The organism is Micromonospora sp. NPDC049101 (genome assembly GCF_040648675.1).
In the GTDB taxonomy this organism is placed as follows: Bacteria; Actinomycetota; Actinomycetes; order Mycobacteriales; family Micromonosporaceae; genus Micromonospora.
Window position 1 is genome coordinate 124,767 of record NZ_JBEZED010000013.1, and the last position, 16,769, is coordinate 141,535.

At 72.9% G+C, this 16,769-nt stretch carries 19 protein-coding genes; 7 read left to right on the forward strand and 12 right to left on the reverse strand.

Going from position 1 to position 16,769, the window contains the following annotated elements:
• Window positions 1-519: a hypothetical protein gene (locus AB0B57_RS19610; protein WP_357071317.1), complete on the reverse strand. Its 519-nt coding sequence runs from the start codon at window positions 517-519 to the stop codon at window positions 1-3.
• A 126-nt stretch (window positions 520-645) separates the two neighbouring features.
• The gene (locus AB0B57_RS19615; protein ID WP_357071321.1) at window positions 646-837 is read right to left on the reverse strand and encodes a DNA repair protein; all 192 of its coding nucleotides are present in this window, start codon (window positions 835-837) and stop codon (window positions 646-648) included.
• 163 nt (window positions 838-1,000) lie between these two features.
• Here AB0B57_RS19615 and AB0B57_RS19620 point away from each other — a divergent pair, with 163 nt between their 5' ends.
• On the forward strand, window positions 1,001-1,663 hold the full coding sequence (locus tag AB0B57_RS19620) for a GNAT family N-acetyltransferase (protein WP_357071324.1): 663 nt from the start codon (window positions 1,001-1,003) through the stop codon (window positions 1,661-1,663).
• 226 nt (window positions 1,664-1,889) lie between these two features.
• Here AB0B57_RS19620 and AB0B57_RS19625 read toward each other — a convergent pair whose 3' ends face one another.
• From AB0B57_RS19625 to AB0B57_RS19640, 4 genes are all read right to left on the reverse strand, one after another.
• Window positions 1,890-2,588 carry a TetR family transcriptional regulator gene (locus AB0B57_RS19625; protein ID WP_357071327.1) on the reverse strand — a complete coding sequence of 233 codons (699 nt, stop codon included), beginning with the start codon at window positions 2,586-2,588 and terminating at the stop codon, window positions 1,890-1,892.
• Window positions 2,551-3,045 (reverse strand): DCC1-like thiol-disulfide oxidoreductase family protein, encoded by a 495-nt coding sequence (locus tag AB0B57_RS19630; RefSeq protein WP_357071330.1) that lies wholly within the window; start codon window positions 3,043-3,045, stop codon window positions 2,551-2,553. Before AB0B57_RS19630 ends, AB0B57_RS19625 begins: the two co-directional genes overlap by 38 nt.
• A complete protein-coding gene (locus AB0B57_RS19635) occupies window positions 3,042-3,614 on the reverse strand; it encodes a hypothetical protein (protein ID WP_357071332.1) in 573 nt (190 codons plus the stop codon). Before AB0B57_RS19635 ends, AB0B57_RS19630 begins: the two co-directional genes overlap by 4 nt.
• Window positions 3,615-3,772: 158 nt before the next feature.
• Window positions 3,773-5,227 (reverse strand): glycoside hydrolase family 3 N-terminal domain-containing protein, encoded by a 1,455-nt coding sequence (locus AB0B57_RS19640; RefSeq protein WP_357071335.1) that lies wholly within the window; start codon window positions 5,225-5,227, stop codon window positions 3,773-3,775.
• Window positions 5,228-5,396: 169 nt separating this feature from the next.
• On the opposite strand from AB0B57_RS19640, the gene AB0B57_RS19645 reads away from it, so the two are divergent.
• Complete coding sequence (locus tag AB0B57_RS19645; protein WP_357071338.1) at window positions 5,397-6,572, forward strand: ROK family transcriptional regulator; 1,176 nt, start codon at window positions 5,397-5,399, stop codon at window positions 6,570-6,572.
• A gap of 120 nt (window positions 6,573-6,692) precedes the next feature.
• On the opposite strand, the gene AB0B57_RS19650 is transcribed toward AB0B57_RS19645, so the two are convergent.
• Window positions 6,693-7,709 (reverse strand): ABC transporter permease subunit, encoded by a 1,017-nt coding sequence (locus AB0B57_RS19650; RefSeq protein WP_357071341.1) that lies wholly within the window; start codon window positions 7,707-7,709, stop codon window positions 6,693-6,695.
• Complete coding sequence (locus AB0B57_RS19655; protein ID WP_357071344.1) at window positions 7,706-8,713, reverse strand: ATP-binding cassette domain-containing protein; 1,008 nt, start codon at window positions 8,711-8,713, stop codon at window positions 7,706-7,708. The genes AB0B57_RS19650 and AB0B57_RS19655 overlap by 4 nt, the downstream gene beginning before the upstream one ends.
• 131 nt (window positions 8,714-8,844) lie before the next feature.
• Between AB0B57_RS19655 and AB0B57_RS19660 the strand changes: the two genes are divergently transcribed.
• Both AB0B57_RS19660 and AB0B57_RS19665 read left to right on the forward strand, forming a co-directional pair.
• Complete coding sequence (locus AB0B57_RS19660; RefSeq protein WP_357071347.1) at window positions 8,845-9,675, forward strand: ABC transporter ATP-binding protein; 831 nt, start codon at window positions 8,845-8,847, stop codon at window positions 9,673-9,675.
• A gap of 25 nt (window positions 9,676-9,700) precedes the next feature.
• A complete protein-coding gene (locus tag AB0B57_RS19665; protein WP_357071350.1) occupies window positions 9,701-10,597 on the forward strand; it encodes a ribokinase in 897 nt (298 codons plus the stop codon).
• A gap of 11 nt (window positions 10,598-10,608) precedes the next feature.
• Here the strand turns inward: AB0B57_RS19665 and ftrA are convergent, their stop codons facing one another.
• Window positions 10,609-11,646, reverse strand: a complete 1,038-nt coding sequence (gene ftrA / locus AB0B57_RS19670; protein WP_357071353.1) for a transcriptional regulator FtrA — start codon at window positions 11,644-11,646, stop codon at window positions 10,609-10,611.
• Between the two features lie 70 nt (window positions 11,647-11,716).
• Here ftrA and AB0B57_RS19675 point away from each other — a divergent pair, with 70 nt between their 5' ends.
• A complete protein-coding gene (locus tag AB0B57_RS19675; protein ID WP_357071356.1) occupies window positions 11,717-12,175 on the forward strand; it encodes a rhodanese-like domain-containing protein in 459 nt (152 codons plus the stop codon).
• 19 nt (window positions 12,176-12,194) lie between these two features.
• On the opposite strand, the gene AB0B57_RS19680 is transcribed toward AB0B57_RS19675, so the two are convergent.
• From AB0B57_RS19680 to AB0B57_RS19690, 3 genes are all read right to left on the reverse strand, one after another.
• Window positions 12,195-12,923 (reverse strand): hypothetical protein, encoded by a 729-nt coding sequence (locus tag AB0B57_RS19680; RefSeq protein WP_357071359.1) that lies wholly within the window; start codon window positions 12,921-12,923, stop codon window positions 12,195-12,197.
• A gap of 61 nt (window positions 12,924-12,984) precedes the next feature.
• Window positions 12,985-13,464, reverse strand: a complete 480-nt coding sequence (locus tag AB0B57_RS19685) for a DUF6232 family protein (RefSeq protein ID WP_357071362.1) — start codon at window positions 13,462-13,464, stop codon at window positions 12,985-12,987.
• A 127-nt stretch (window positions 13,465-13,591) separates the two neighbouring features.
• The gene (locus AB0B57_RS19690; RefSeq protein WP_357071365.1) at window positions 13,592-14,071 is read right to left on the reverse strand and encodes a DUF6232 family protein; all 480 of its coding nucleotides are present in this window, start codon (window positions 14,069-14,071) and stop codon (window positions 13,592-13,594) included.
• Between the two features lie 96 nt (window positions 14,072-14,167).
• Here AB0B57_RS19690 and AB0B57_RS19695 point away from each other — a divergent pair, with 96 nt between their 5' ends.
• A complete protein-coding gene (locus AB0B57_RS19695) occupies window positions 14,168-14,941 on the forward strand; it encodes an enoyl-CoA hydratase-related protein (RefSeq protein ID WP_357071367.1) in 774 nt (257 codons plus the stop codon).
• 117 nt (window positions 14,942-15,058) lie between these two features.
• Window positions 15,059-16,681, forward strand: coding sequence for an acetolactate synthase (locus AB0B57_RS19700; RefSeq protein ID WP_357071370.1), 1,623 nt, complete (start codon window positions 15,059-15,061; stop codon window positions 16,679-16,681).
• Window positions 16,682-16,769 lie beyond the last annotated feature (88 nt).

Consider the following 16,769-nt stretch of genomic DNA (forward strand, 5'->3'; position numbering starts at 1 on the left):
TCAGGGTGCCTCGGGAAAGCCGTAACGCAGGGCGTGCTCCGGATCGGCCGGGTCGATCTGGCGCACGCCCGCGTCGGCGAGGCGCTTGTTGACCTCGTCGAGCTGCTCGCGCACCAGTCGGGCCTCCTCCTCGGTGACCCGGCCCCGGTGCGGCCTGCCGGCGTGCTCAAGCGTGCTGTAGTCGATCTTCTCGGCGCTCTTGCGGGCCTTCGGTGGGCGGACCCGCTCGGCCGTCCGCAACAGCTGCGCCATCGGCACGTCGGTGGCCATCGCGTCGAACTCGCTGGCCGTCAACACCACCCGACGCGGCTCGCCGCCGCCGTGCCGGTCGTGGATCTCCACCACCGCCACGTCGAGGGCGGCGTCGTCGATGTGCTCGACCTCGCCCGGGGTGGCGTCCAACTGCACGGGCCCGGCGACCAGGTCCGGGTGCTCCAGCACGACGACGCGCACCACCTCGTCGTCCTGCTGCAGAACCGTGCCGGTGAAGTCGGAGACGTGGATCGTCTTCTTGCCCATGCGCGGAGCTTCTCCTGTCGTAGGCCGGGATGCCGGACCACAAGAAATTACCCGACAGGTGTGCGAAAGCCCGCGCTGGACCTCCCCGGTGTGTCGCCGAACGGGGGCTGCCGGTCGACCGGCGAGTCAGTGCGTGTTCAGCCGGTGCCGACCGGAACTCCCGACGGCCAGCTTGTTCAGCCCGGCCCAGGACAGTGCGCTACCGCCGATCGCCCGGGGGTTGCGGTAGCGCGGCTGGGGCGGGATGCCGCCAGCGGTCCCCGCGGTGAGCCAGAGTCGCTCGCGGTCCTGCTGGTGGTGGTAAGGCTCATTCGGCATTGCCCTACCGTCCCAAACAAAGGTGTCCAGGTTGAAAAATAGATATGACGGTCGATTGCCGCACCAGGTCGGCGCGCCCGCCCGGCCCGGAGGGATCGTCCGCCCGGCCGGGCGGCCCGGCGTACGGTGATCCACGACGGGTGGGGCGACACCGGAGGTGCACATGCTCGACCGGCGGGTCCAGCTACACCTGGCCACCTGGCTCGGCCAGTGGCCGGGCGGGGCGGGGCTGCACGTGGTCGCGTCGCACCGACGGGCCACACCGGCCTGGGACGGCAGGCTGCGCCCCGCGCTCGCCGTGGACACCGGGCGAAGCGGCGTGCTCTCCGTGGCGCCGGAGCGGGTGGCGGCGATCCGTGCCCTGGTCCGCCGTACCCCGGACCGGTTCCTCGCCGCACTGCCGCAGGCCGTGGGGCGGCCCGACTGGTGCGTGCACGACGGCCCCTTCCGCTGGAGTACGGCCCCCGCGCCACTGCCCGACGTGGGGGAGTGGACCGCCTCCACGAGCCCCGGGCTGCCGCCCTGGCTGCGGCTCTTCGACCGGCCGGTGCTGGTGGTCCGCGACCCGGACGGCACCTACCTGGCCGGTGCCGGGATCAAACGGCACGACGCGTACGGGCACGAGTTGGCCGTCGGCACCGCGCCGGCCGCCCGGGGTCGCGGCCTCGCCCGCCGACTCGTGGCACAGGCGGCGCGACGGGTCCTCGACGAGGGGGCGGTGCCGACCTACCTGCACGAGCGGGACAATCTCGCCTCCGCCCGGGTCGCCGACGCGGCAGGTTTCCCGGACCGGGGCTGGCGCGCGTACGGGGTCTATCCGCGCTGAGCGACGACGGGCGCGAGCGGACCGTGGATCCCGGGCCGGATCCACGGTCCGCGACCTCTCCCCAGGCCCCGGTTCCGGGTGTGGCGGCCCCGCCGTGTGGGCGAGCCGCTACGTGGCGATCACGCTACGTATCGAACAGGCTCGGGGCAAGGCTGATGCTGTCCGCTCGGAGTGTCGAAAAGTGGACTTGACCTGCTTCTTCGCCGGCCGGTAGGTGCCGGCCGGGTCAGTGACGGAGCGTGCGAATCAGGTCCAGCACCTGGCGGGTCACCGGCCGGAGGACCCGGAGCCGGGACAGCGCCACGAGCCGGTCGATCAGTGGTACGACCCCGTCGATCAGCTGACGGGTCTTGGTCTGCCCCGGCGATCGATCGTGCACCCAGTAGAGGATCACGCCCATGTACGCGAGCCAGAGCAACTCGGGTAGTTGTGGGCGAAGCTCAGCGTCGACCTTTGCCGTCGAGCCCGTCAACACCTCGGCGAAGAGGTCGATGGCCGCCTGTCGGGGACCGGAGGACTCCGCGGAGAAGGGGCTCAGCGGGGAGGTGGGCTCGGCCGCCGTCTTGAAGAAGGTCGCCGCGAACGCGTGCGACGGCGTCTGCACGTCGATCCCGGCGTGCAGTACTCCGGCCAGCCGGGCGCCGAACGCCTCCTCCCGATCCAGCACCGGCTGTGCGGCCGCCCGGTGCGCGGCCTGGGACTGGGCGTAGAACTCCTGGATCAGGTGGTCCTTGGAGCCGAAGTAGTAGTAGGCGTTGCCGACCGCCACGCCGGCCTCCTGCGCGATCGCCCGCATGGTGGTCTGGGCGTAACCACGCTCGCGGAACAGTCGCATCGCGGTGTCCCGGATCAGCTGCCGGGTCTGCTCGCCCCGGGCTGTGGCTGGGTCACCCGCAGTGGTCGTCTGCGCAGGCTGTTCGGTCATCGTGGCCACCGTATCCCGCCAGGTCGTCGGTCGGCTCGGCCCACGGGTCGCGGACCCGCTCCCGGATCGCCGAGGCGGTGGCCACCGCCTGTCGGGCGAGGGGCAGCAGGTGCGGTCGGGCCAGCCGCTCGGCCGTGGACCGATGGTCGGCCAACGCCCACAGGCAGGCGAACCAGGCGCCGTCGCCCGCGTACACCTCACCGCTGTCGGCGATCACGGTGAGGTCGCGCAGCGTCGCGTCGTGGTCCAGGCCGGGGAAGCGCCGCCGGGCCTCGGCCGACCCGGCCGGCACGAACTCCAGGGGTACGAGTTGGGCGCGGGACGACAGCCAGCGGCGGGCGGCGCGGCAGAGCGGGCAGGCCGCGTCGAACAGGACGGTGAACCCCCGGATCCCACCGCCGGAGTGAGCGGTGGGATCCGGGAGCCGACCGCCGTCATCGGCCGGTGGCACGGTCATCGGGTCGGCGGGTTGTTCGCCGGGCCGGCGCCGGGCTGCGGACCGGCCTGCTGTGGTCCGGCCTGCTGTGGTCCGGCCTGCTGTGGTCCGGCCTGCTGTGGTCCGGTCGGGTACCCGCCGGTCGGGTGCGGTCCGCCCGGGTACGCGCCGACCAACTGCGGCCCGGCCGGGGCGGGCTGCATGGGGAGTCGGCCGATCGGGGCGATCGGGGGATGGGTGGCGAGCTGGCGCAGGCGGTTTCGGCGGTAGCGACCCAGTGCGAAGACGTTGAAGAAGTGCAGCGCGCCGAGCACCAGCAGCACCAAGCCGATCTTGAGGGACAGTTCCTCCATCGCCTGGCTTGTCGAGAGCACCGGGTCGGAGTGCCTCATCGCCACCGTGACGTAGCCGAGGTTGAGCAGGTAGAAGCCGACGACGAGGAGACTGTTGACCGCTTGGGCGAGTCGTTCCTCGGCGAACACCTCCTCCAGGAAGACCAGCCCGTTGCGCGACAGCGCCCGAGCCACCCAGATGGTCAGGCCGATGCTGACCGCCAGGTAGATCACGTACATCCAGACCTTGGTGTCCATGTGGACGCCCTTCTTGAACGTGTTCAACTACCGACGTCGTCAGCCTAGGGCGAATGTTGAACATGTTCAAGAAGGGCCGACACGTGACTGTGGACACTGCGGTGTCGGAGCGCGTCCTCCGGCCGAGCCGCGGGGGCCCGGCCGGAGAACGCCGTGGTTCAGCCGGTCAGACCGAGCGCCTCGGCCGCCGCCCGGCCGTTGGCGTGGCTCGCGCCGTACGTGGTGACGAAGGCGCGCACACCCGCCGGGCGCCACTGTGCCGGCCAGCCCATCTCCACCACGGTCACCGGATGCTGGGCGGCCAGCCCGGTGACCAGCTCCGGGCCGCCGGGCAGCCGGTGCAGGTGCCGCCCCACCAGCACGATGGGTCGGTCACCGGCCAGCCCGCGCAACTGCGCCGGGTCGGTCTCGGTGGCGATCACGCGGATCTCCGGCACGCCGGCCAGGTGCGGGCCGAGGCCCCACGGCACCCGACCCTCGGCGATCGTCGACTCGGTGTGCAACTGCACCACGAGTGGCCGGTCCAGGCCGGTGAGCACGCCGTCCACCCGCAGGGCCCGCCGCGCTGCCGCGTACCCCAGCTCGGTGTCGCCGATGGCCGGCGACCCGCCGGCGGCCCGGGTCCAGGCGGCGAGCTCGGCGGCGCGGCCGGCCGCCTGCTCGACCCGGGCGGTCGCCAGCCGACCGTCGGTGAGGGCGTCGACGATCTCGGCGGCCACCCGCTCGACAAGCGCGGCGTCGACCCGCGCGCCGATGCAGAGCAGGTCGGCCCCGGCGGCCAGGGCGCGGACCGCGGCCGGCCCGACCCCGCCGGCCGCCACCGCGGCGCCCTTCATCTCCAACGCGTCGGTGATCACGGCGCCGGTGAAGCCGAGGTCGGTGCGGAGCAGGTCGACCAGGACGGCCCGGCTGAAGGTGGCCGGATCGGTGCCGGTCAGCGACGGCACCCGGATGTGTGCGGTCATCACGGCGCGCGCACCGGCGGCGACGACCGCCGCGAACGGCGGCAGGTCCCGCTGGCGGAGCAGGCTCAGTGGAGCGTCCACGGTGGGCAGCTGGTGGTGCGAGTCGGTGACGGTGGCACCGTGCCCGGGGAAGTGCTTCGCGCAGGCGGCCACGCCGGCGGCCTGCAACCCGGTCACGGCGGCGGCCGAGTGGGCGGCCACCCGCACCGGATCCGCGCCGAAGGACCGGGTGCCGATCACCGGGTTCTCGTCGGCGGTGTTGACGTCGACGGTCGGGGCGAGGTTGACGGTGATGCCGAGCGCCGCCAGCTCGGCGCCGATCGACCGGTAGACGCGTCGGGTGAGCGCCACGTCGCCGATCGCGCCGAGGGCGGCGTTTCCGGGGTACGGGCTGCCGGTGGCATGCGCCAGCCGGGTCACGTCGCCACCCTCCTCGTCGATGGCGATCAACACGTCCGGGCGGCCGGCGCGCAGCGCCGCGGTGCTCGCCGCCACCTGGGCGGGGTCGTGCACGTTGGTCCCGAACAGGGTGTGCCCGGCCAGCCCGTCGGCCAGCAGGTCGACAGCCCAGTCCGGCGGGACCGGTCCCGGGTACGCGGCGAGCAGCGTGCCCAGCGCCAGCCGGCGCAGTCCTGGATCCAGCCCCACGTGATCTCCCCCTTCGGTGCCCCAGCGGGTACGAAACGTCGTACCGGTGGTGGTGTTCGCCCTGCCGAATCGGCGGAGCGCCCCGCCTGCGGGTGGCCGATACGCTACGGCTACCCGTTCGCAGGTCGGTTTACAGTTAGCAAAGTTTACTAAAACTAGAGGACGTGTCATGAGTGCGACCCGGCTGCCCGGCACCCCCCGCCTGTTGCGGGCGCTCAACGACCGTGCGGCACTGGAACTGCTCCTCGAACGCGGCCCGCTGACCAGGGCCCGGCTCGGCGAGCTGACCGGGCTGTCGAAGGTCACCGCCTCGCAGTTGGTCGAGCGGTTGGAGGAGCGCGGTCTCGTCACGCGAGTCGGCGAGCAGGCCGGCGGGCGGGGGCCGAACGCCCAGCTCTACGCGGTCAGCCCGGGCAGCGCGCACGTGGTCGGCGTGGACGTCGGGCCGGACCGGGTGGTGGCGGCGTGTGCCGACATCACCGGTGCGGTCATCGGCCGGGTGGAACAGTCGACCCGGGACACCGACGACCCGGTGGGCGTCGTGCACAACGCCGTGGTGCAGGCCGCCAGCAGCGCCCACGCGCAGTTGAGCAGCGTACGGCGGATCGTGCTCGGCACCCCTGGCCTGGTCGACCCCGGCACCGGCGACATCACCTTCGCCTTCAACCTGCCGCGCTGGCACAGCGGCCTGCTCGCCGCCCTGCGGGACGACCTGCACACCCCGGTGGTCTTCGAGAACGACGTCAACCTGGCCGCGGTGGCCGAGGCACAGTCCGGCGCCGCCCAGGGGTTGGCGGACTTCGTGCTGGTCTGGGTGGGTGCCGGCGTGGGCCTGGCGATCATGCTGGGTGGGCGGTTGCACCACGGCAGCAGTGGCGCGGCCGGTGAGATCGGCTACCTGCCGGTGCCCGGCGCGCCCATCCCGCGTGACGTCTCCCGTCGCGCCAAGCCCGCCTTCCAGCAGCTCGTCGGCGCGGACTCGGTGCGCGCGGTGGCCCGCGAGCACGGCTACCCGGACACCGACGCCGCCGAGGCGGTGCGTGCGGCAGTCGCGGCCGGCGCCGATGGTGGCCCGATGCTCGACGAGCTGGCTCGCCGGCTCGCGCTCGGCGTGGCCAGCACCTGCGTGGTCCTCGACCCGCCGTTGGTCGTGCTCGCCGGCGAGGTGGGCCAGGCCGGCGGCGCCGCCCTCGCCGAGCGGGTGCAGCACGAGGTCGCGGCGATCACCCTGGTCCGGCCACGGGTGGTGCCCACCGGGCTGACCGAGGAGCCGATCCTGCACGGCGCGCTGCGCACCGCCCTGGACGCGGTACGCGACGAGGTGTTCGGCTCCACCGTCGGCTGAGCCCGCTGCGCCGGTCATGTGAAGGAATATTTCATCGCCGGCCAGCAGGCTGCAAGCCATTGCCGTCGAGGTCCTGGTTCGGCGGCCTGCCCGCGACTCCCCGGGCAGGCCGCCGAACCCTCAGATCAGGTCGCGTCGGCGGAACACGGCGAACGCCGCCGCGGTCAGCCCGCCGGTGATCACGAGCAGCACCAACAGCGACGGCAACCAGGTCAGCGTGTAGAACGCCTCGCAGTAGGAGCCAGCGCTGTCGCCGCGGCAGATCCGTGCGTCGTAGAAACGCGCCTCGCCGTTGAGCCACGCCCCGATGTGGCTGGAGAGCATGATCAGGTCCGATTGTGGGGCGTCGATGATCTCCAGGACCAGCCGGGCGCCCAACTCCCAGACCACCACGTACGCGGCGAGCGCGCCGAGCGCCGCCGAGGTGTGCCGACCCAGCGTGGCGATGGCGAAGCCCGCCGCGCTGGCCAACAGCACCAGTACCAGGCCGCGGCCGTGCACCGCGCCCAGCGAACGCCAGAAGTCCCCGTCCAACCGGCCGGGCAACCCGGCGGTCTGCCCGATCACCCAGAACGTGGCCAGGTAGGCCACCGACGCCAGCAGCGCCAGGACCAACACCGTGCCGAGCAGGGTGCCCAACTTGGCCCCGAGCACCGTCAACCGGCGTGGTCGCCAGAGCAGCAGGTTCACCACGCCGCCCGAGTTCAGGTCGGCGCCGATGTAGGAGGCGCCGACCAGGAAACCGAACAGCACCAGGAACGCGATGAGGAAGTAGAGCAGCGGCCGCGCCTGCTGGGCGAAGCTGAACACCCCCGGCAGGAAGTCGGCGGCGATCGGCAGCCGCTCCTGCCGCACCGGGTCGATCTCCGAACAGTCGGTGGGGAGGTACCGGCCGGTGTCCTCACCCTGGAACGAGCCGCTCCGACGGGCCAGGCACTCCTGGTGCGCGGCCTCCATGCTCTGCCGCGCCTCGGTGGCCTGCTGCCGCGCCGATTCCATCTCGCTCGCGCTCGGTTTGTGGGAACCAGCCAGGGTGGTCGCCGCCGTCACGGCGAACGCCAACGCCAACAGGACGACCATGAGCTGCACGAAGCGACGGGCGGACAGCCGCTCAAACTCGGCACGAACCAGGTTCACGCGTCCACTCCCCGATCGAGGTCAATCACAGCTTCGCCCTGGCCGCCGGCCGGCAGCGCCGAGCCGTCGACCTGCCGGGGCACCGGCGGCTGCGCGTTCGCACCGGTCAGCTCCAGGAAGACGCTCTCCAGATCCGGCCGAAGCGGCGTCAGCTCGCCCACCCACAGCCCCTGCTCGCCGAGCACCCGGCTGATCACCGTCGGGTCAGCCACGCCACTCACCACCAGCGCCCCGCCGTCGACGACAGCCGTCAGCTCGGCCGCGTGCAACAACTCGGCCGCGCGCTCCGGCTCGGCCACCCGTACCAGGAACTCGTGCCGGTCATGGCCCGCCAGCACCTCGTCCACCCGGCCGGCCGCCACCCGACGCCCCCGCGAAATGATCGTGACGTGGTCGCAGATCAACTGGATCTCGCCCAGGATGTGACTGGACACCAGCACGGTCACCCCGTTGGCCGCCAGCGATCGCATCAGGTCCCGCATCTCCCGGATCCCCGCCGGGTCCAGCCCGTTCGCCGGCTCGTCCAGGATCAGCAACCGTGGGTCCTTCAACAGCGCGGACGCCACCGCGAGGCGCTGCTTCATGCCCAGCGAGTAGCCCTTCACCCGCTCGTCGCCCCGGTCGCCCAGCCCCACCAGATCCAGTGCCTCGTCCACCCGCGAGATCGGCACCCCGCCGGCACGGGCCAACAGCCGCAGCGTGCGGTACCCGGTGAAGTTGCCGAAGAACTGCGGGCTCTCGACGATCGCGCCGACCTGGCCCGCCACCTGGGGCAGCAGCTGCGGCGACGGCGCGCCGAGCACGGTCATCCGCCCGCCGTCGGCGCGTACCAGCCCGAGCAGGGCCCGCAGGGTGGTGGTCTTGCCGGAGCCGTTGGGCCCCAGGAAACCGTGGACCTGGCCCGCCTCGACCAGCAGGTCGAACCCGTCCACCGCCACCCGCCGCCCGTTACGCAGGCTGTGGAAGGTCTTGCGCAGACCCTCGATCTCGATGACCGCGCTCATCCGCGCGGCTCCGTACCTCGACGGGGCATCAGCCGTCCTCCGGGTGTGGTGATCAACGACACGGCGCTTCACCCTATGGCCGAGGCGCCGCCCATGGGGGGCGCCGCGTCGCTGCGTGGTTGGATGGTGCGGTGACTGGTGACCTGATCCCCGACGCTGCCGGCGCCGCGCCTGTGGACCCGGATCTGGTGGTCAGCCTGGCCGGCGTCGGTGTACGCCGGTCCGGCACCGCCCTCCTGCAGGACCTGACCTGGCGCGTCGAGTTGGACGAGCGGTGGGTGGTGCTCGGCTCCAACGGTGCCGGCAAGACCACCCTGCTCAACCTCGCCTCGGGCCGGCTGCACCCGACCACCGGTGTCGCGCACGTGCTCGGCGAGCGGATCGGCCGCACCGACGTCAACGAGCTGCGGACCCGGATCGGGCTCACCACCGCCGCGCTCGCCGAGCGGCTGCCCGCCGACGAGCGGGTCAGCGACGTGGTGGTGACCGCCGCGTGGTCGGTGGTCGGCCGCTGGCGGGAGAACTACGACCGTGGCGACGAGGCGCGGGCGCTGGCACTGCTGAGCCAGCTCGGCGTCGGTGGTCTCGCCGAACGCCGCTACGGCACCCTCTCCGAGGGTGAGCGCAAGCGGGTGCAGATCGCCCGTGCCCTGATGACCGACCCGGAGCTGCTGCTGCTCGACGAGCCCGCCGCCGGGCTCGACCTGGGTGGTCGCGAGGACCTGGTCGCCCGCCTGGCCGAGCTGGCCCACGACCCGGACGCGCCGGCGATGGTGCTCGTCACCCACCACGTGGAGGAGATCCCGCCGGGGTTCACCCACGCGTTGCTGCTGCGCGAGGGTGGGGTGGTCGCCCAGGGTCTGCTCGCCGAGACGTTGACCGGCGACAACCTCTCCAAGACCTTCGGCCTGCCACTGGTTGTCGAACGGTCGGGCGACCGTTACACCGCGCGGGCCGCCTGAGCGTCGGGACAGGGCGGAGACGACAGTGCCGCAGACCCGGGTCGCCGTGGTGGGCAGCGCCAACATGGACCTGGTCGCGATGGCACCCGCGCTGCCCCGGGTGGGTGAGACCACGCTCGGCACCGACTTCGTGATGGTGCCCGGCGGCAAGGGCGCCAACCAGGCCATCGCCGCCGTCCGGGCCGGCGCCTCCTGCGCCTTCCTCGGCGCGATCGGCTCGGACGCCTTCGGCGTCACCCTGAAGGCCCGCATCACCGCCGCCGGGGTGGACACCAGCCAGCTGCGCGTGGTCTACGGCACCTCCGGCGTCGCGCTGGTCATGGTCAACGCCCAGGGTGAGAACGCCATCATGGTGACCCCCGGCGCCAACGACACCCTGGTCGACCTCGCCGAGGAGGAGCTGGCCACGGTGCGCGAGGCGGACGTCCTGGTCGCCCAACTGGAGATCCCGGTGCGCACCGTGACGGCCGCCGCGGTGGCCGCCCGCGCCGCCGGCACCCGGGTCATCCTGAACGCCGCCCCGGCCCGGGACCTCCCGCCCGAGCTGCTCGCCGCGGTGGACGTGCTCGTCGTCAACGAGGGCGAGGCGCAGGCACTGGCCGGCCGAGGTCGGGAGGACCCCCGGGCGCTGCTCGCCCTGACCCCCCGGGCCGTGCTCACTCTGGGCGGCGAGGGCGCCTGGTACGTCGACCGGGACGGCACCCACGTGCACGTGCCGGCGGTACGGGTCGACGTGGTCGACTCCACCGCCGCGGGTGACGCGTTCACCGCCGCGCTGGCCGTCGGCTGGGGCGAGGGGCGCGACCTGGTCGACGCCGTGCGCTGGGCGTCGGCGGCCGGCGCGGCCTGCGTCCGCAAGCTCGGTGCCTCGGTGGCGCTGCCCCGGCGCGCCGAGATCGACGAGCTGTACGCGCCGGCCTGAGCGCGCCCGCGCTACGTCGGCCTGAGCGCGCCGGTCGCGCCGGTGCGGAAGGCCCGGCGGTACGCCGACGGCGAGGTCAGCATGACCCGGCCGAAATGGTGGCGGTAGGTGACCGGCGTGTCGAAGCCCACGGTCCGGGCGACCTGCTCGACCGGGGCGTCCGTCTCCTCCAGCAGGGTGAGGCTGGCGCGGACCCGCTGGTCGATCAACCAACGGATCGGGCTTGTCCCGGTGGCCCGGGCGAAGTGCCGCAGGTAGGTGCGGGACGACATGTGCGCCCGCCCGGCGAGCTGGGCCACGCTCAGCGGCTCGGCGAGATGGACGAGGGCCCAGTCGATGCTGCCCGCGATTCGGTCGTCGTCCGGGTCGGCGGGCACCGGTGCCTCGACGAACTGGGCCTGGCCGCCGTCGCGGTGCGGGGGGATCACCAGCCGTCGGGCGACCGCGTTGGCGATCGCCGCGCCATGGTCGCGCCGGACCACGTAGACGCAGAGATCCAGCCCAGCGGCGCTGCCGGCGCTGGTGAGCAGATCGCCGTCGTCGAGATAGAGCACGTCCGGGTCCACCGCGACCCGCGGGTAACGCCGCGCCAGCAGCTCCGCGTACCGCCAGTGGGTGGTGGCCCGCCGGCCGTCGAGCAGCCCGGCACCGGCAAGCGCGAACGCGCCCGAGCAGATCGACATGATGCGGGCACCGCGTCGGTGCGCCCGACACAGCGCGGTCACCAGCTTGGGTGACGGGTCACCGGTCACGTCCGGCACGCCGGGCACGATCACCGTCTGCGCCTCCGCCAGCTCGGCCAGGCCGTACGGGGTGTGCAGGCTGGCCCCGCCGACCACCGGCACCGGCCCCGGCCGCTCGGCGCAGACCACCAGGTCGTACCAGTCGACGTCGAACTCGGGTCGGGGCAGCCCGAACACCTCGGTGACGATGCCGGTCTCGAACACCGACATTCCTGGGTACGCGAGCACGGCGACGCGGTGCGCGGCCGCTGGCCGTCGGGGCGTCGGCAGCGGGCGCGAGCTGGTGGTGTTGGTCCGGGTCGGCATGGCGGGATGTTAGCGCAGGACGTCGTTCGCGCCACTCGTCCCGAGGTGGCGTGCCGGCGAGGATCGGTGCATGACCTTCACATTCGCCGTTCCGCCGGCCGAGCCGGCCACCGCCGCCGCCCACTTCCACAATCGGCTCAGCGTCGAGACCGACGTCAGTGATGTGCACGCCGCCCTGTCGGCCCGTACCCCGGGCCTGATGGTCGTCGACTCCCGGGGCGCGGCGGCCTGGGCGCAGGGGCACCTTCCCGGCGCGGTGCACCTGCCCACCGCCGAGATCGCGAGCCGGGCAGCGGACGTGATCCCGCCAGGCTCGGCGGTGGTGACCTATTGCTGGGGTCCGGGCTGCAACGGCGCGACCCGGGCGGCGCTGGAGTTCGCCCGGCTCGGCTACCCGGTGAAGGAGATGCTCGGCGGGTTCGAGTACTGGGTGCGGGAGGGGCTGCCGGTGGTGACGGAGACCGGGTTGACCCGGCGCCCGGTCGACGACCTGACCGCGCCAATCGCGACGATCACCTGCGACTGCTGATCCCCCAACGCAGGAAGGCTCAGCCGACGGACTCGTCGGCGAGCTTCTCGCCGCGGCGGCGCAGCATGCCCAACCCGGGGATGCCGGCCACGGCGAGTTTGAGGTCGCGGGTCACGTCGAGCAGGTCGTGCAGGTCGGGCCCGACCCGATCCAGGGTGGCGAGGATCGGCAGGATGTCGGCCGTCAGGTGCTCCCTGAGCTTGGGCAACTCGTCGATCAGGTGGATCGCCGCGCTGATCTCCTCGTGGCTCAGCTCCTCGACGAACTTCCGCGCCATCGGCGCGGCCCGGCGCAACGCCGGCTCGTACGCCGCCAGCAGCTCGGCGGCCGTGGCGGCGGCCTCCGCCGCGGTGCCCACGGTGGCGGCGGCCCGGCCGGCCACCGTGTCGGCCTCGGCGACCACCGAGCCGGCCGACCGGGACACCCGGTCGGCTTCGGCGACCACCACGGCGGCGGCCGTCGCCACCTCGGTGGCCGTGTCGATGGCGGTGGTCGCGGCTGCGCTGATCAGGCCCACCTCGCGGACCGCCGCCTCGGCGTCGGTGAGCACCTGGTCGGTCCGGTCCAGGGTCGTCTCGATCCGGTCCACCACGCCGTTGATCCGGGCCAGCAGCGACTCCACCCCGTCCAGCACCGCGAACGCGCGGGCGGGCACGGCGGCCATCGAGGCGGCCGAGCCGAGCGCCTGGTCGAGAGCGAAGCGGGTCAGACCGACAACGGCGGTCGGTGTGGGGAGGGGGATCGCCATGGGACCAAGTGTGCGTCGGCCGCGCCGCAACCGCTCGACGGCGTCGTCGCGGTGGCGACCGTCAACGGTCCCCGTGCTGTTCGACGGCGCGCTGCACGGCCCGGTAGATCTGCCCGAACCGCAACGCGTCCGGGGTGCGCACCAGCAGGTCCTCGCGGCCGTGGTGCTGCACCCACAGCTCGTGCACGTGGCTGCCGCGCTCGTAGGAGCGGTCCAGCCAGCCGAGCGGGATCTCCAGGAACGGCAGCGCCACCACCACCCCGACCGCGCAGGCGGCGAGGATGATCAGCGCCAGCTGCCAGTTGCCCCGGTCCTGTGCGGACCAGGCCAGTGAGACGACGCAGATCAGGGCGACCAGCGGCGGCAGCGAGAGCAGCAGGACCAGAACACCGCGACCCAGCACCCGGCCGCGCACGGCGAGAGTCTTCTGGCCCCGGGCGTGCCACACGAACGTCACGTCGGACAGGGCGATCGCGTGACCGCCCGCCCGGATCGACTCGGAGGTCACCTGCACCGCGTCGTCCCGGTAATAGAGGGTCATCACTAAGCCTAACCACCCGTAGGCAACCCGTCGACAGTCCGTAGACAACTCGTCGGCGCCGCACGAGGGTGGCTGGCCCCGCGCCGGAGGCGTCCGGGCCGCCAGCGACCCGGGCTCGCCTGGGGCGCTAGCGGCGGGTGCCGGGGCGGGCCGGTTGGCTGTGCTCGACCGCGCGCTGCACCGCCCGGTAGATCTGACCGAAGCGCAACGCGTCGCCGGTGCGCAGCAGCCGCACCGGCTGGCCGCGCCAGCGGGCCCAGATCTCCAGTTGGCGGCTGCCCCGGGTGTACGAGCGGTCCAGGTATTCGAAGAGGAAGTCGGCGACCGGCCCGACGGCCAGCCCGACCAGCACCGACGCGCCGACGATCGCGATCGTCACGGTGGGCGAGCGGTGCAGCCAGACGGCCAGGGCGATGCCGAGCACCGCGGCGACCAGCGGACCGGCCAGTGCGGCGCCGAGCGCGCCGCGCCCCACCAGGACGCGCCAGGAACGGGTGCCGCGGCGGTGCCAGATCATGGTGATGTCGGTCAACGCGTAGCTGCGGCCGTCGACTCGAAAGGTGGTGGAGGTGACCTGCACCGATCTGTCGTCGTAATAAGTGACCATGGCTTCACTCCTGCCCGGAGGCTGACACCACACTACATACCCCAACGAGCGGGGTCGTAAGGTTGGCACGCGACTTCAACGAGGAAGTGAGGCACCGTGGGCGAGTTCGTTCGGCTGGAGACCAGGGACGGCATCGGCACGATCCGGCTGGAGCGGCCGCCGATGAACGCGCTCAACACCCAGGTGCAGGAGGAGTTGCGCGCCGCCGCCACGGCGGCCACCGCCGACCCCGAGGTCCGCGCCGTCATCGTGTACGGCGGGGAGAAGGTCTTCGCCGCCGGTGCCGACATCAAGCAGATGGCCGACATGTCCTACGTGGACATGGTCGAGCGGGCACCGGACCTGTCCAGCGCGCTCGGCGCACTCGCCCGGATCCCCAAGCCGGTGGTCGCCGCGATCACCGGGTACGCCCTCGGTGGCGGCTGCGAGCTGGCGTTGGCCTGTGACTGGCGGGTGGTCGCCGAGGACGCCAAGCTCGGCCAACCGGAGATCAAGCTGGGCATCATCCCCGGTGCGGGCGGCACCCAGCGGCTGGCCCGCCTGGTCGGCCCGGCCCGAGCCAAGGATCTGATCATGTCCGGGCGGATGGTGGACGCGCAGGAGGCGCTGCGGATCGGCCTGGTCGACCGGGTCGTCCCGGCCGCCGAGGTGTACGACGCGGCCGTCGCGCTGGTCACTCCGTACCTGACCGGGGCCCCGCAGGCGCTGCGCGCGGCGAAGCTGGCGGTCGACGGCGGCCTGGACATGGACCTGACCTCGGGCCTGGCCTGGGAGACGCAGCTCTTCGCGGCGCTGTTCGCCACCGACGACCGGCGCGAGGGCATGACGGCCTTCGTCGAGAAGCGCAAGCCGGACTTCACCGGCCGCTGAGCGGGCGGGGCCGGCGGTTCGGACCGCTGGCCCCGACGGCGAGCCGAGAATTGTTCACATTGTGCCTACCGGCCAGTAGCGTGTGGCTTCGGTCATGAGCGACGAGAAGGAGCGGCGATGACGGAGCGGATCGAGGGTCACGGCGGCGAGTTGGCGCTCGCGGCACTACGCGCGCACGGCGTACGGGAGATGTTCACACTCTCCGGCGGGCACGTCTTCCCGCTGTACGACGCCGCGTACAAGACCGACTTCCCGATCTACGACGTCCGCCACGAGCAGTCCGCCGTCTTCGCCGCGGAGGCGGTGGCGAAGCTGCACCGCCGCCCCGGTCTCGCCGTGCTCACCGCCGGGCCCGGTGTCACCAACGGCATCTCCGGCATGACCAGCGCCTTCTTCAACGCCTCCCCGGTGCTGGTGCTCGGCGGGCGGGCGCCCGCCTTCCGCTGGGGCTCGGGCAGCCTGCAGGAGATGGACCACCTGCCGTTGGTCACCCCGGTCACCAAGCATGCCGAGACCGTGTTCAGCACCGACGACATCCCGCGCGCGGTGGGTTCCGCGCTCACCGCCGCCCTCACCCCGCACCGTGGCCCGGCCTTCCTCGACTTCCCGTTGGAGACGGTCTTCTCGGTCGCCGAGGTCGACCTGCCCGCGGTGTCGGGCGTCGACCCGGTCGTACCCGACCCGGAGGAGGTCGGCCACGCCGCGATGCTCATCGCCGGGGCACAGCGACCGGTCATCATCGCCGGCTCCGACGTGTACGCCGGCGACGCGGTCGCCGCCCTGCGCGAGGCGGCCGAGGCGTTGCAGGTGCCGGTCTTCACCAACGGCATGGGCCGCGGCTCACTCCCGCCGACGCACCCGCTTGCGTTCGCCAAGGCCCGCCGGGCCGCCCTGTCCGGCGCCGACGTGGTCGTGGTGGTCGGCACCCCACTGGACTTCCGGCTCAGCTTCGGCGACTTCGGCGACGCCAAGGTGGTGCACATCGTCGACGCGCCCAGCCAGCGGGCGACGCACGTGCAGCCGGCCGCCGCCCCCGCCGGCGACCTGCGCCTGATCCTCTCCGCGCTCGCCGATCACTCCGGCGACCGGGCCGACCACACCGACTGGATCGCCGACCTGCGCGTCGCCGAGGACGCGGCGAAGGCCCGGGACGCCGCCGAGATGGCCGCCGAGACCGACCCGATCCGCCCCGCCCGGATCTACGGCGAGCTGCGTCGGGTGCTGGCCCCGGACGCGATCACCATCGGCGACGGCGGCGACTTCGTGTCGTACGCCGGGCGCTACCTGGAGCCGGCCCAGCCCGGCACCTGGCTGGACCCGGGCCCGTACGGCTGCCTGGGCACCGGCATGGGTTACGCGATGGGTGCCCGGGTCAGCCACCCGGATCGGCAGATCTGCGTGCTGATGGGCGACGGTGCCGCGGGCTTCTCGCTGATGGACGTCGAGTCGCTGGTCCGCCAGAAGCTGCCGGTGGTGATCGTCGTCGGCAACAACGGCATCTGGGGGCTGGAGAAGCACCCGATGCGGGCCATGTACGGCTACGACGTGGCCGCCGACCTGCAACCCGAGCTGCGCTACGACACGGTGGTCAGCGCGCTCGGCGGGGCGGGGGAGACGGTCGCGAAGGCCGCCGACCTGGGTCCGGCCCTGCAACGGGCGTTCGACGCCGGAGTGCCGTACCTGGTCAACGTGCTCACCGACCCGACCGACGCGTACCCTCGGTCGTCGAACCTGGCCTGAGACGCACCCGCCGCCGCCGTCGCCCCCCCAGCGGGCGACGGCGGTCGTGTCTGTCCGCAGCTAAATCAGCGGAATGTCAGCTCGTGTC

Excerpts from the sequence above, each read along its gene's own strand:
- AB0B57_RS19655 (WP_357071344.1), bottom strand. The coding sequence starts at position 8,713 with ATGAGCGCGGTCATCGAGATCGAGGGTCTGCGCAAGACCTTCCACAGC.
- AB0B57_RS19675 (WP_357071356.1), top strand. The coding sequence starts at position 11,717 with ATGACCTTCACATTCGCCGTTCCGCCGGCCGAGCCGGCCACCGCCGCC.
- AB0B57_RS19630 (WP_357071330.1), bottom strand. The coding sequence starts at position 3,045 with ATGACCGTGCCACCGGCCGATGACGGCGGTCGGCTCCCGGATCCCACC.
- AB0B57_RS19635 (WP_357071332.1), bottom strand. The coding sequence starts at position 3,614 with ATGGACACCAAGGTCTGGATGTACGTGATCTACCTGGCGGTCAGCATC.
- AB0B57_RS19645 (WP_357071338.1), top strand. The coding sequence starts at position 5,397 with ATGAGTGCGACCCGGCTGCCCGGCACCCCCCGCCTGTTGCGGGCGCTC.
- AB0B57_RS19620 (WP_357071324.1), top strand. The coding sequence starts at position 1,001 with ATGCTCGACCGGCGGGTCCAGCTACACCTGGCCACCTGGCTCGGCCAG.
- AB0B57_RS19615 (WP_357071321.1), bottom strand. The coding sequence starts at position 837 with ATGCCGAATGAGCCTTACCACCACCAGCAGGACCGCGAGCGACTCTGG.
- AB0B57_RS19680 (WP_357071359.1), bottom strand. The coding sequence starts at position 12,923 with ATGGCGATCCCCCTCCCCACACCGACCGCCGTTGTCGGTCTGACCCGC.
- AB0B57_RS19690 (WP_357071365.1), bottom strand. The coding sequence starts at position 14,071 with ATGGTCACTTATTACGACGACAGATCGGTGCAGGTCACCTCCACCACC.
- AB0B57_RS19625 (WP_357071327.1), bottom strand. The coding sequence starts at position 2,588 with ATGACCGAACAGCCTGCGCAGACGACCACTGCGGGTGACCCAGCCACA.
- AB0B57_RS19700 (WP_357071370.1), top strand. The coding sequence starts at position 15,059 with ATGACGGAGCGGATCGAGGGTCACGGCGGCGAGTTGGCGCTCGCGGCA.
- ftrA (WP_357071353.1), bottom strand. The coding sequence starts at position 11,646 with ATGCCGACCCGGACCAACACCACCAGCTCGCGCCCGCTGCCGACGCCC.
- AB0B57_RS19685 (WP_357071362.1), bottom strand. The coding sequence starts at position 13,464 with ATGACCCTCTATTACCGGGACGACGCGGTGCAGGTGACCTCCGAGTCG.
- AB0B57_RS19610 (WP_357071317.1), bottom strand. The coding sequence starts at position 519 with ATGGGCAAGAAGACGATCCACGTCTCCGACTTCACCGGCACGGTTCTG.